Below are 13,558 nucleotides of genomic sequence, written 5' to 3'. Positions count from 1 at the left end.
TGCACGGATCAATAGGTTTTGTACGCAAGGTACTTGCCGCTCATGACGATTTGTACGCGATCACCATTTGGATCCGGCAGGCGGCTCATGTCCATCTTGAAGTCGATCGCGCTCATGATGCCATCGCCGAATTCTTCATGGATCAGCTCTTTCCAGGTGGTGCCGTAAACCTGTACCAGCTCGTAGAAGCGATAGATGGTTGGATCGGTTGGAACCGACGTTGGCAGCGAGCCGCGGTAAGGCACAACCATCAGCCATTTCTTTTCTTCTTCGGTCAGACCGAAGATGGTAGCGATGATGCCTGCCGCATTGGGGTCAAAGGTCATCTGACCCAGGCAACCAGCAGTAACCCATTCTTTGCTCAAACCGACTTTGGCAGCGATATCCGACCACTTGAGGCCTTTGGCAACTTTGGTGGAAATGATTTTTTCGGTAACTTCGAGGCGACTCATGTTTTGACTCCTGAGGATCTATCTTTGGTTTCAAGGTTATGCAATACGATGCAGGGGAACGGCTGCAGCGACTGCGGGCTTACTTTCGGATTTATTTTCAGACTCACCATCGGCAAGTCCGGGTTCAACGACCGGTGGATGTGCTGGCGCACGTCCGCCGGACAGATGCTTGGAACGCGTCACCAGGAAATCAACCAGGTGATTGCGAATCTTGTAGTACTGCGGATCGTGATGCAGCGTGGCACGCTGACGATCCCGCGGCATGGTGTTGCGCACGATCTCGGCCACACGGGCACGTGGACCATTGCTCATCAGCAGAATCTTGTCGGCCAGCAGCACGGCTTCATCGACGTCGTGCGTGATCATGAAAACCGTCTGCTTGGTCTCGGCACAGATACGCAGCAGCTCATCCTGAATGGTGCCGCGCGTCAGCGCATCGAGCGCACCAAAGGGCTCATCCAGCAACAACATCTTTGGTTCGATGGCAAAGGCACGTGCAATACCCACACGCTGCTTCATGCCGCCAGACAAGGCCGATGGCTTCTTGTCGATCGCGTGGGTCAGGCCAACCAGTTCGACGTACTTTTCGACCTGCTTGTTGACCTTGTCGGCATTCCATTCGGGCCATTTGCTGCGCACCGCAAAAGCGATGTTCTTGCGTACCGTCAGCCATGGCATCAGTGCATGGCCCTGAAACACGACACCGCGCTCCAGACTTGGCCCGGCGACTTCACGTTCATCCATGAAGACGTGGCCTTCGCTGGCACTTTCCAGACCGGCAAGCACATTCAGGATCGTGGTCTTGCCACAGCCGGAGTGACCGATGATGCAGACAAACTCGCCCCGCTGAATCCCGAAGTTGACACTGTCGAACACCGGCTCGGTGCCACCGGGGTACGTCTTTTCCAGTCCTTCGATTTTCAGGAAGGGCTTGTCTTGCTGATTGAATTCAGTCGGCATAAGTCACCACCTTCTGCGCTTTGGCAAACATCAGGTCGAGCAGCATGCCCACCAGACCAATCATCAGAATCGCAAAAATCACGTTAGTCAGAGAAAGGTTGTTCCATTCGTTCCAGACGAAGTACCCGATACCCGTCCCGCCAACCAGCATCTCTGCTGCCACGATCACCAGCCACGCGATCCCCATGCTGATACGCATGCCGGTCAGAATCGTCGGTGCCGCTGCCGGCAGGATCACTTCAAACGCCTTGCGCACCGGATTGACCTCCAGCGTGCGGGCCACATTGAGCCAGTCACGGCGCACACCGGCCACACCGAAGGCGGTGTTGATCAGCATTGGCCAGATCGAACAGATGAAGATCACGAAGATGCCGGACAACGATGCATCCTTGATCGTGTACAGCGCAATCGGCATCCAGGCGAGTGGCGAGATTGGCTTAAGCAACTGGATAAACGGATCAAGCACGCGATAGATCAGCGGACTCATTCCGATCACAAACCCGAGCGGAATCGCGACAATCGCTGCCAGCAAGAAGCCCAGACCGACACGTTGCAGTGAATGCGCAATCTGGATCCCGATCCCTTTATCGTTCGGACCGTTGTCATAGAACGGATCGGACAACTGCGCCACGATGGTGGAACCCATGTCACCCGGTGTCGGGAAGGCAGACTTGGTATACGTTGCCGTTGACACCGGGTCCTTGCCCATCAGCTTGGCGTATTCGATCTGCTCCGGCGTCAGCGTCGGTGCTGCGGTCTTGGTTGGCAAGGTTGCGATATGCCAGACACCAATCACCACCAGCAACACCAGCAGTGAAAGCACCGACGACTTGATCCGTGACAAGGAGGAGGATGTCATGGTCATGCTCGTTTGATCGAGAAGCTGTTCAGATACGCTTGCGGCTTGTCGGCATCAAACTGCTTGCCCATGATGTTGAACTTCGGATAAGCCGAACCAGTCGGGACGTCCTGGCCGAGTTCTTTCATGTACTTCTTCGCATCGGTCAGCAGGAACACCTTCTCGGCGATCTGCTTGTAGTCGACATCGCCCTTGATGTAACCCCAACGCTTCATCTGCGTCAGCATCCACACTGCCATGCTCTGCCATGGCATCGGGTCGAAGTCGGCACGATCCGGTACATTCATCACATTGCCCAGACCATCGGCGAAGCGGCCAGTCAGTACTTGAGCGACAACCGCTTCCGGCTGGTTCAGATAGGCTTGTGGCGAAATCACCTTGGCGATCAGTTCGCGATTCTTGGCCTGGCGCGCCATTGCAGCAGAGGTCAGCACGGCGCGATACAACGCGGCGAAGGTATTTGGATTCTGCTGAATGAATTCGGTCGAGGTACCGAATGCACAGCAAGGATGACCATTCCACAGATCCTTGGTCAGGACGTGGATGAAACCGACTTCCTCGAACACCGCACGCTGGTTGAATGGATCAGGGCCGAGGAAACCATCGATGTTGCCGGCGCGCAGATTGGCCACCATTTCAGCCGGAGGCACCACACGCAGTTGCACATCACGATCCGGATCAAGGCCCGCTTCCGCCAGGTAGTAGCGCAGCAAGAAGTTGTGCATCGAGTATTCAAACGGGATCGCGAACTTGAAACCTTTCCAGTTTTTCGGATCACGATTGTTCTTGTGCTTGAGGCTCATCGTGATGGCCTGGCCATTCACGTTCTGGATCGTTGCCACGTTCATCGGCTGTGCATTGGAGCCCAGACCTTGCGAGATCGCCAGCGGCATCGGCGACAGGAAGTGGGTTGCGTCATATTCGCGGTTCATCATCTTGTCGCGAATCAGTGCCCAGCCTGCGGTTTTCAGCACTTGCACATTCAGGCCCTGCTTGCTGTAGAAACCAAGCGGATGCGCCATGATCAGTGGCGTCGCACAGGTAATCGGAATGAAACCGATTTTCAGATCTTTCTTCTCAAGCGAGCCGCCTTTTTCCTGCGCCATGGCTTGCATGCTCGCAATCGGCAGCACACTGGAGATTGCTGCCATCGCCGTACCTTTGCCAACGGCACGCAGAAAACGGCGACGCACTTCATCTTGCGGGAACAAGGCCTTGACCAGGGTCGCTTCGATGAACTCGTTCGAATACGCTTCGAACTCTGCGGTTTCGCTACGTGCTTTCAGCGTGTCGATCGCAGACTGCGTGCTTGCATCATGTGCTTCCTGCGTGTCATGCTTGCCGCAGCTGCAACCCATGTGAAGCGGTTTGTCGGCGTTGAACGGATCAAAGAAACGGCTCATGGCTTTCTCCCTGTGATTGATGATGTCATCTTAGGAGTCGGCCGCTTTCTGCACTATCGTGCAGGCCGTAGAGTTTACGTAGTGCTGTTACGACAGCGTGTAGTGCTGGCACTACAAAGTCTTCTGCATAACAAAAAAGGACGGCATCGCCGTCCTTTTACATTGAAGCCAAGAGGAGCACGCTCAGTCCGTCATCGACGATTGCCGCATCGCAAAGAGCGCCAATTCCACATCATTGCGCACACCGGTTTTTTCCAGAATGCGTGCGCGATAGGTACTCACCGTATTCGGTGACAGCGATAACTGCGTAGATATCTCGCCAACACTCTGCCCTTGTGACAGCAATTGATAGACCTGATGTTCGCGATTGGATAACAGTTCCTGAATCGGCCGATCACCCTGCTCGATCGGGCCTGCGCCCACGGAGAATGCGAGCAGCTCCGCCACCGATGGCGTGATGAACAAACCGCCTTGCGCCACCTTGCGGATCGCCGCAATCATCTGTTCCGAATCCGCGCTCTTGTTCAGATAACCGGCAGCACCAAGTTTGAGACTGAAGACGGCGTACTGCCGATCCGGATAGGTACTCAGAATCAGCACCGGCAATTTGGGAAATTCGCTCTTGAACTGCTTGAGCATATCGAGCCCGTCACGCTGCGGCATCGCGATATCCAGCAAGACGACATCCACGCCTTGCGTCTTCGGCGTCTTGCCTTCGTTGAGCTCGCGCACCTGACGTATCGCGTCAATGCCATTGCCGGCTTCGCTGACAACATCGATATCATCCGCATCGGCAAGAATCTGGCGGATGCCTTGCCGCACGATCAGATGATCGTCGCAAACGAGAACCTTGATTACGCCCTTGCCCATGCTTATGTCTGCTCCTCTTGAATCATCAATGGCATGACCAGTTTGACGCAGGTGCCCTGCCCCGGCAGGCCGTTGATGGTCAGCTTGCCGCCAAAGTAACCGGCACGTTCACGCATACCAACGACACCATAACTTTGCGGACTGTTGAGTTCTTCCCGTGTCGCGCCCACGCCGTCATCATAAACCTCAATGTACAAGACAGGATCAGGCGGTTGATCGACGAGAATGCGGATCGTGATCGCATCGGCCTGCGCATGACGGGCGATGTTACTGAGGATTTCCTGAAAGATGCGGAAGATCGCCGTCGCCTGCCCACGATCCGGATTGCCGACGCCGCTGGCCACATGCATCTGGATATCCGACGCCACTTCGGCACTCTTGATGAATTCCTGCATCTGCCAGCTCAACGCCGCCCACAAACCCCGATGATCGAGAATGCTCGGACGCAAATCCGTGATGATGCGACCGACGTTGTCGACGGCAGTATCGATCAAGGTTCCCATGTTGTCGCACTTCTGCTGAAGCGGAGGCTTGTCATCGAGACGCTTCTCCAGCCAGTTGACATCCATCTTCAGCGCCACCAGCAGGGAGCCGAGTTCATCATGGATTTCGCGTGCGATGCGTGTGCGTTCGGTTTCACGCACGGTTTCCAGATACGCCGCGAGTTCGCGCAAATCGGCCAGTGCCTGGGTCAGTTCTTCGGTGCGTTCGGCCACGCGACGTTCGAGTTCGTCATTGGCTTGCTTGAGCAGTGACTCTGCCCGTTTGCGTTCGGAAATGTCCTTGATCGTGGCGACGGCACCGAGAATGACTTCGCCCTCTGCCGTGTGTTCAACAATCGGATGCGAGGTGTATTCGGCCTGAAAGGAAGAGCCGTCCTTGCGCCACAGGACTTCATCTTCGATATGACAAGGCAGGCCATGACTGAAGGCGTGGAAGATCGGGCAATGCTCGACCGGATAATGACTGCCATCGTTGTGCGAGTGATGGATCAGGTGATGCATGTTCCGATGCAGCGCTTCATCCGGCGTATAACCGATCATGTCGGCAGCAGCACGATTGATGAAAATGCAGTTGCCCTGCATGTCCACACCGAAAATGCCGTCGCCGGTTGAGGCGAGCAGCAGGTCAAGGCGATCGCGCCATAGTTGCGCACCACGTTCAGCCTGCGACAGATGCTTGTGTGTCTGCAGATCGACCTGAATGCTGGCAGGCGTGGTGGCGCTCATGCTGCACACACCACATCTGTCTGCAAGGTGATCCCGTCAAGATGTCTGAATAGCGTCATTGTCTGTATATCCTTGCTTTCCATTCTTTTCGGGATCACCTTCTGCCCGCTCAATGCGGTGGCGGAATAGTGAAACTGCGTGATCCCGTTTTTACGCGTACCGGCGGGCGTCGACTGACATACGGCTCGGCTGACGCACCGACAATCGTGGCAGCAATCACTGCTGCCTGTCGTGCGATGGGTTCGATATAGCGATGCGTTTCACCATTGATGCTGATGCAGTCACCCAGCGCATGAATATTGTCGACGCTGGTACGCAAAGTATCGGCATGGACGGCGATGCCTTCATCCCACACCAGTCCGGCACTTTGCGCAAGTCTTCCCGGCGTTTGCAAACCGGTTGCCGAAACAACATGATCCACATCGAAAATACGACCGTCCTCTGTCACGACCTGACGGTCATTTCCCTCTGCCAGAACTTGAGCAATACGCATGCCACCAAAGAACTGTAAAGGCAGAGCGCGCCATGCATCCAGTAAGGCTTGTGCCTCGACCGGGCCCGCCGCGGCCTGCAACGGTAGCGCGTGTTGATCCAGCAGCAACACGTGGTAACCAGCCAGCGCAAGATCATTGGCAAGCTCACAACCCACCAGACCGGCACCCGCGATCAGAATACGCTGCGGCGCGTCGACACGGACGTCGCCAATGCAGGCCCGAAAGCGCGCATAGGCTTGCAGGTCGTTGATGCGCCAGCACAAGGCTGCGGGCATGCCTGCCACTGCACGCGGCGTGGCGCCATGCGCCAAAATCAGATGGCCATAGCGCAGAGTACCGCGTGTGGTACGCAAGGCAGACGCATCACGCGTCACGCTGATTGCATGCGTGTGTGGCAGCAGCCGTACGTTCAGACGCGCGGTAGCATCGTTTGCCTGCTCGCGCACCATTGCTTCCATCTTCATGCCTTTTTGCAACGCCACGGACAGCATCGGCTTGTCATAGACATCACCGCTGCAGGCGGCAACCATGGTGATCGGCATGTCTGCATCATGTTCACGCAAGGCACGCGCCATCTGCCAGCCGGCGCAACCGCCGCCAACGATGACGACACCGGCAGCACCGCGACGTCCATACGCAACGGGCGCTGAGGCGGCAATGCGCTGCAAAGGCTTGTCTTCCCAAGGCTCGAAGTCGGCCTTGGTCACGCCACACAATGGACACGACCAGTCATCCGGAATCTCTTCAAAGCGCGTACCCGGTGCCAGTCCGCTATCGGGATCGCCTTCGGCTTCATCATAGATCAAGCCGCAGGCGCGGCAGATGTATTTGCGCCACGGCTCGGTCTTGGCCAGGGCGGCAAGCGTGGTCGCGCTCATGCCGGCAACTCCGGCGCGGACAGACGCGCCATCTCTTTACGCAAATGCTTGAGCGCCGGTGTGACGATGGCGACAAAGTGCGATTCACGCACACGACGCTGCACGGCGGACGACATCAGATATCCACGAGCCCCCTGATGCAGCAAGGCGGATTGCGCGGCACGCAAGGCAATCTCCGATGCATGTGCGCGTACATCGAGCACATCGATCAGATACTGTTTGTCGGTCTCAAAGGGTGTGCGCGCCAAGGCCATCACACGTGCGTTCAGGGCATCGAGCTCTGCCTGCAAGGCATCCGGACGGTCTTCAAGGAACTGATTGACGTGACCGAGTTGCTGCTCGACTTCCCACATCGAATCGATCGCGCCTTGTGCCACACCGATGCCCATGCCGCATTGCAGAATGATGAAAGCGGCACGAATGCGTGCGATGAAAGGACGCACGGGATCGGCAATCATGTTGTGCGCGCCGACAAAGTAATCCGTCAGGCGCACGCCCCAGGTACCGGTGCCTTCCATGCCCGCAAACGAGGGACAATCCCGCAGTTCGGCGTTGGTTGCTGCGCAATCGACAATGAACATCAGTTCGTGTTGCTCTTCACCTTCAACCGCAGCGATCGCACCGAAGTAATGGTCCTTGCCCAGGTTGCTGACCCACGGCAGCGTGCCGTTGACCAGATAGCCGCCATCCGTCTTGCGCGCACGCAGCAGCAAGGGTTCGATGCCTGCAAAGTTCTTCATCGGATTACTGAGGCCGGTACCGCCCAGTGTCTGTCCGTGCAGATGCGCATGCAGCAGCGCGCCCTGCAGCGAAGGATTGCCCGACTCTTCCATGTAAAGACCACACACATCGTGGCACCACATCATGAAGCCGGTTGCGCCGCAGACACGCGAGACTTCGGCAATCGCCTGAATCGCCGCGCCATAGTCGACGCCGCCTGCTGCCATGTGCGCCTTGAAGGCACCCGCTTCGCCCAGCTGCATCAACACCGATTTTGGATAGGTACCAATGCGATCGATATCTTCCACCACGGCAGCGAGCGGACCGGCGGCAACCTGTCGGACGGCGGCCAGCATGGCTTCCTGCCCCGTGGACATTACCGATGATAAAGCGGCGCTCTTCGATTGTTCAAGTACGGCAGACATGACAGCTCCTTCCCGCTCAGTCAGCGAGTGAAATCTCGAACGGGATCGGATTGCGCATCGTGTTGGCAACCGGTGAATAGAAGTTGGCGTGTTGCACGATCTTGTCGAGGTCTTCACGCGAAGCATTGCCCTCGATCAGCACCTTGACGCGAATCGCCTGAAAACCCATGTCAGCCGGTGCCATTTCCGCACCGCCGGCACCCCAGGCTGCCGGATTGCCGATATCGCCCTCGAGGAAAATTTCGAGCTTGCTCAGTGACACCTGACGCTGCGTGGCAACTGCGGTGATACCGACGGCAAGACAACCACCGAGACCCGACAGCACGATCTCGCCCGGTGCCGGCGCGGTGTTCTGGCCGAACAGATGCAGAGGTTCATCAACCACGACCGGATGATGATCGGCCACGTAGCTGAAAGAACGGTACTGACCTTCCATCACGGTATGGACCTTGTTGGTACCGCGGGACTTGGTGTTGTTGCGGCCTTTTTCCGCAAAGGCGAGCAAGCCCTCGCGATCGATCGGACGCAGGCTGGCGGTGACGGTTTTGGTGGATTCTGTTGTGGTGGTCATGCATATCTCCTGATGGATAAAAGAGGAACGGACTACGAGGACCTAACTCTTTTCGCAAGGGATGTGCCACCCGAGTCGTCACCATCAAAAATGCGGGCAGATACGGCGCAAAGCCGCATGGATATTGACGTCATGGGATTTTTTGCCGTCAGGCAAGGACCTGCAATGCAGGTCGCGCTCAGACACTTTGTCGACATTTTGTCGACAAAGTGTCGTGATCGAAGTCGTTACTTCCTAGGTATCGGGATGCAGCTTGCGCCAGCGATAGCCAAACTGACGGGGCGTCAAACCCAGAGACTGGGCTGCACGTGACTGGTTGCCGCCATGGCGCGCCATGGCCTGACGCAAGGTCTCTGCCTCATGGGAAGTGTGCTGCAGATATTCGCGCACCAGCGGCACCTCCGACTCAGCCACTGCCGCGATTGCCGGCAACGGCATCACGGCGCGCGGCAACAGGCGCTGTACCTCTTCCGCGGTGACCAGCGACTGATCCGTCAGCAGCACCAGCCGCTCTATCACATTCGACAGTTCGCGGATATTGCCGGGCCAGCTCTGTTCGGCCAGCACATCCAGCGCCTCGGTCGACAGATGCACATTGCGCTGGTTGGCTTGGTTGTTGCGATTGAGGAAATGCAAGGCCAGCGCGCGAATATCATCGCGCCGCTCGGCCAGTGAAGGCAAATGAATCGGAATCACGTTCAGGCGATAGAACAGATCGCGCCGGAAGCTGCCACGCTCGACTTCGACCGCCAGATCGCGATTGGTCGCCGCGACCAATCGCACATCGATCGGCACTTCACGTTTGCCGCCCAGGCGCACAATCGTGCCTTCCTGCAGCGTGCGCAAGAGTTTGGTCTGCATCGCCAGCGGCATCTCACCAATCTCGTCGAGGAAGATCGTGCCGCCATCGGCCTGTTCGAACCAGCCGGCGCGACTGGTCGCCGCACCGGTGAACGCGCCGCGTTCGTGGCCGAACAACTCGGATTCGAACAACGTGTCCGGAATCGCCGCGCAGTTGACCTTGATGAACGGCGCATCGCGACGCGGACTCGCCATATGCAAGGCACGCGCAAACAATTCCTTGCCGGTACCCGATTCGCCAAGCAGCAATACGCTCGCCGTCGCTTGCGATACCCGCTCCAGCTCATCCAGCGCGCGCAACAAGGCAGGCGAACTGCCAATGATGCCGTAACGTGCAGCAGCAGAATCCAGCGCACGCGACAGCATCAGGTTGCGGGCTTCCAGCTCACGGGTTTTTTCTTCTACCAGGGATTGCAGTTGCAGCAATTGCCCAGCCAGCGTCGCCAACATCTTGAGTAGTGCCAGATCATCCGACAGCAAGGCCTTGCGACGGCGGATGCGATGCACACCCAGCACACCGACCACACGGCGATTCATCTCGATTGGAATCGCTATGTAAGCCACGATCTCTTGCGGCAGCCGCGCGCGCTCGACGGCACGCGCAAGAAACAAGGGCTCGGCATCGATGTTCTGGATCACGGCTGCCTGACCGGTTGCGAGCACGGTACCGGTGATGCCCTCGCCATGGGCGTAGCGACCACGCGCGGCTTCTTCCGGCGTCAGGCCGTAGGCATAGCGAATCGAGGAAGACGGATTGCTTGGCAAGCGCGTCTGGCTGCCGAGTTTTTCAATGCCATCGATCAGCACGATGCGGCCGCGGTTGAGACCAAGCAGTTCGGACAGCAAATGCAGCATTTCCTTGAACACCACTTCCGGCGCCAGACTTTGTCCGACCAGTCGCATGACTTCGCCCAGCAGCACACGTTCCTGCTCGCGCCACGATGGTTCGGAGCGTACAGGCGATGTTGGGCGTGACTTGGCAGGAACGGACATAGTTGGTGTGACAATGCGCAATGATAGACGTGCAGCTTGGCGAAACAGGCAATGCCTCACATCATACGACGAGTCGTCTATTGCCTTGTCAACACGTTGCAGACAAGCAGCAAACGCCCGCCACACGGCGCTTTCCATCTGTCCCTTCTGTTACCATAACGGTCCGGATGCGCACGGCGCACCGCCCTTGCCTGATCACCTGCGCGCTCGCGCAAATCGATTCCGGGCAAAGGACACGTACTGATATGAGTACCGACATGAGCACTGACACCAAAGAATTCATCCGCGAACCCATCCCGCTGCCGGAAAAACCGGGCAAGGTCCTGCTGCACTCGTGCTGCGCACCGTGTTCGGGCGAAGTGATGGAAGCGATGCTGGCCAGCGGTATCGATTACACGATCTTCTTCTACAACCCGAACATCCATCCGGAGAAGGAGTATCTGCTGCGCAAGGAAGAAAACATCCGCTTTGCCGAAAAGCATGGCGTGGATTTTATCGATGCTGATTACGACACCGATAACTGGTTTGCACGTGCCAAGGGCATGGAAGATTCGCCGGAACGTGGCGAGCGTTGCACGATGTGCTTCGATATGCGTTTCGAACGTACCGCGCTGTACGCGCATGAACACGGTTTCCCGGTCATCACCAGCTCGCTCGGCATCTCGCGCTGGAAAGACATGAACCAGATCAACGGTTGCGGCGTGCGCGCGGCAGCCAAGTATCCGGGCATGCTGTACTGGGAATACAACTGGCGCAAAAAAGGCGGCTCGGCACGCATGATCGAAATCTCCAAACGCGAGGATTTCTATCAGCAGGAATACTGTGGTTGCGTCTATTCACTGCGCGATACCAACCGCCACCGCCGTGAAAACGGCCGTGAAAAGATTTCATTCGGCGTGCAATTCTACCGATCCAATCCGGCGAAATAACCGGGCGACGCCGTTCCCGAGCGGAAAACCTGTTTTTCCGACAACCATTACACGACCTTACAACGTCATAAATCTTTGCGCGAGGGTGGCTTGAGCCGCTAAAATTGAGGGCTTTTGGCAACAACTGCCAATAGTTTCCTCAGTGCAATTTTCTCGATGTTGTCGCGCCGTAGCCGGAACCACAAGACATCATGAAAACCTGCGCTGGATCGTGTGCTCACCCCCTTGGCTCCAGCCATGAAATTTAAACGTTCCTTTCTCCCGCGTTCCGCACCTGCTGCGGACAATGATCCTGTTGACGCCGTCCTGATCGGCGGCGGCATCATGAGCACGACGCTGGCAACTTATCTGCAGGAGCTGGAACCGACATGGCATGTCCACCTGTTTGAACGGATGGACAGCGTTGCCATGGAGAGCACCAATGGCTGGAACAATGCCGGCACCGGTCACTCCGGTTTTGCCGAGCTGAACTACACACCTGAACTCGAAGACGGCTCGATCGATACCAAACGCGCCATCGGCATTGCCGAGCAGTTTGAAATCTCGCGCCAGTTCTGGGCGCATCAGGTTGGCGCTGGCCGCCTGCCTTCGCCATCCGACTTCATTCACCCGACCCCGCACATGAGCTTTGTCTGGGGCGAGGCCAACATCAACTATCTGCGCAAACGCCACGCAGCCCTGATCAAGAACCCGCTGTTTTACGGCATGCAGTATTCCGAAGATCCGGAACAGATCCGTCAATGGGCGCCGCTGATGATGGAAGGTCGCGATCCGAATCAACGTATCGCTGCGACCTGGATGCCATTGGGCACTGACGTCAACTTTGGCGAGATCACCTGCCAGCTGATCCATGCGCTGGAGCGCAACGACAATTTTCATCTGCATCTGTGCCACACCGTACGCCGTCTGCGCCAGAATGCCGACAAGACATGGGATGTCACGGTCTACGATCTGAAGACGCGCAAGACGCGCTCGATCACGACGCGTTTTGTTTTCATCGGTGCCGGTGGTGCATCGCTCAAGCTGCTGCAGCTATCCGGCATTCCCGAAGCCAAGAACTACGCGGGCTTTCCGGTGGGTGGCCAGTTCCTTGCATTTGATTCGCCATCGATCGCCGAGCGACACGAAGTCAAGGCATATGGCAAAGCCGCCGCTGGCTCGCCACCAATGTCGGTACCGCATCTGGATGCACGCAAGCTCGATGGCAAGCCGGCCGTCATGTTCGGTCCGTTTGCGCTCAAGAGCTCCAAGTTCCTCAAGGAAGGGTCGCGCTTCGACCTGCTATCGTCGGTCAATCGCCATAACCTCGGCAGCATGCTGCGGGTCGGCAGCAAGAACCTGAACCTCGTCAAATATCTGGCGCAACAGGCGACGCTAACCGATGACGATCGTCATGCCACGTTGCTACAGTATTTCCCGCAAGCGAAGCTGGAAGACTGGAAACTGGTCACCGCCGGACAACGCGTCCAGGTCATCAAACGCGATCCCAAGAACGGCGCCGTGCTGCAGTTCGGTACCGAAGTCGTGATGGCGCAAGACCTGACCATCGCCGCGCTGCTGGGCGCCTCCCCTGGTGCATCGACCGCGCCAGCCATCATGATGGCGCTGCTGGCCAAGGCTTTCCCGCACAAGATGGCGGACGGCTGGGAGTCGCGCATGAAGCAGATCGTGCCGTCCTACGGTCGTACCCTGAACGACAACACCGCGCTGACCAACGAAATCCGTGGCCAGACCAGTCAGGTGCTGCAATTGCCGCATCTGGAAGTACCGGCGGATTTGCAGTCGCAACCCGCTACCGAGTCGGCCATGCCCGATATTGGCGACAAGACCATGCAGGCGATGTAAAGCCCTGCCCAGTGGGTGTTTGTTCCAGCACCCACCTGCAGTCCTTTCCTTACAGAAATTCCCTATCTG

The 13,558-nt window shown here is 57.3% G+C and carries 12 protein-coding genes; 2 read left to right on the top strand and 10 right to left on the bottom strand.

Annotated features, from left to right (window positions below; genetic code table 11):
• Positions 1 to 8 precede the first annotated feature (8 nt).
• The 10 genes from cynS to IEV29_RS09615 all read right to left on the bottom strand — a co-directional run bounded on the left by cynS (position 9) and on the right by IEV29_RS09615 (position 10,715).
• Entirely contained in the window at positions 9 to 452 is a 444-nt protein-coding gene (gene cynS / locus IEV29_RS09660; RefSeq protein ID WP_188380976.1) for a cyanase, read from the bottom strand.
• A 36-nt stretch (positions 453 to 488) separates the two neighbouring features.
• Complete coding sequence (locus tag IEV29_RS09655) at positions 489 to 1,412, bottom strand: ABC transporter ATP-binding protein (RefSeq protein WP_188380975.1); 924 nt, start codon at positions 1,410 to 1,412, stop codon at positions 489 to 491.
• On the bottom strand, positions 1,402 to 2,271 hold the full coding sequence (gene ntrB, locus IEV29_RS09650) for a nitrate ABC transporter permease (RefSeq protein WP_188380974.1): 870 nt from the start codon (positions 2,269 to 2,271) through the stop codon (positions 1,402 to 1,404). Before ntrB ends, IEV29_RS09655 begins: the two co-directional genes overlap by 11 nt.
• A 2-nt stretch (positions 2,272 to 2,273) precedes the next feature.
• The gene (locus IEV29_RS09645; RefSeq protein WP_188380973.1) at positions 2,274 to 3,674 is read right to left on the bottom strand and encodes a CmpA/NrtA family ABC transporter substrate-binding protein; all 1,401 of its coding nucleotides are present in this window, start codon (positions 3,672 to 3,674) and stop codon (positions 2,274 to 2,276) included.
• 183 nt (positions 3,675 to 3,857) lie between these two features.
• Entirely contained in the window at positions 3,858 to 4,544 is a 687-nt protein-coding gene (locus IEV29_RS09640) for a response regulator (RefSeq protein WP_188380972.1), read from the bottom strand.
• A gap of 2 nt (positions 4,545 to 4,546) precedes the next feature.
• Complete coding sequence (locus tag IEV29_RS09635; RefSeq protein WP_188380971.1) at positions 4,547 to 5,773, bottom strand: PAS domain-containing sensor histidine kinase; 1,227 nt, start codon at positions 5,771 to 5,773, stop codon at positions 4,547 to 4,549.
• Between the two features lie 109 nt (positions 5,774 to 5,882).
• Entirely contained in the window at positions 5,883 to 7,145 is a 1,263-nt protein-coding gene (gene rd, locus IEV29_RS09630; RefSeq protein WP_188380970.1) for a rubredoxin, read from the bottom strand.
• Positions 7,142 to 8,242 (bottom strand): acyl-CoA dehydrogenase family protein, encoded by a 1,101-nt coding sequence (locus tag IEV29_RS09625; protein WP_308632721.1) that lies wholly within the window; start codon positions 8,240 to 8,242, stop codon positions 7,142 to 7,144. The genes rd and IEV29_RS09625 overlap by 4 nt, the downstream gene beginning before the upstream one ends.
• A 64-nt stretch (positions 8,243 to 8,306) precedes the next feature.
• The gene (locus tag IEV29_RS09620) at positions 8,307 to 8,861 is read right to left on the bottom strand and encodes an OsmC family protein (RefSeq protein WP_188380968.1); all 555 of its coding nucleotides are present in this window, start codon (positions 8,859 to 8,861) and stop codon (positions 8,307 to 8,309) included.
• Positions 8,862 to 9,095: 234 nt separating this feature from the next.
• Positions 9,096 to 10,715 carry a sigma-54 interaction domain-containing protein gene (locus IEV29_RS09615; RefSeq protein WP_188380967.1) on the bottom strand — a complete coding sequence of 540 codons (1,620 nt, stop codon included), beginning with the start codon at positions 10,713 to 10,715 and terminating at the stop codon, positions 9,096 to 9,098.
• Positions 10,716 to 10,972: 257 nt separating this feature from the next.
• Here IEV29_RS09615 and IEV29_RS09610 point away from each other — a divergent pair, with 257 nt between their 5' ends.
• Complete coding sequence (locus IEV29_RS09610) at positions 10,973 to 11,644, top strand: epoxyqueuosine reductase QueH (protein ID WP_188380966.1); 672 nt, start codon at positions 10,973 to 10,975, stop codon at positions 11,642 to 11,644.
• 237 nt (positions 11,645 to 11,881) lie between these two features.
• Positions 11,882 to 13,489: a malate dehydrogenase (quinone) gene (gene mqo / locus IEV29_RS09605; protein WP_188380965.1), complete on the top strand. Its 1,608-nt coding sequence runs from the start codon at positions 11,882 to 11,884 to the stop codon at positions 13,487 to 13,489.
• Positions 13,490 to 13,558: the final 69 nt, after the last annotated feature.

The sequence above is a fragment of the Oxalicibacterium faecigallinarum genome (assembly GCF_014635705.1).
Lineage (GTDB): Bacteria > Pseudomonadota > Gammaproteobacteria > Burkholderiales > Burkholderiaceae_D > Oxalicibacterium > Oxalicibacterium faecigallinarum.
This window is presented reverse-complemented; position numbering and strand designations above follow the sequence as displayed.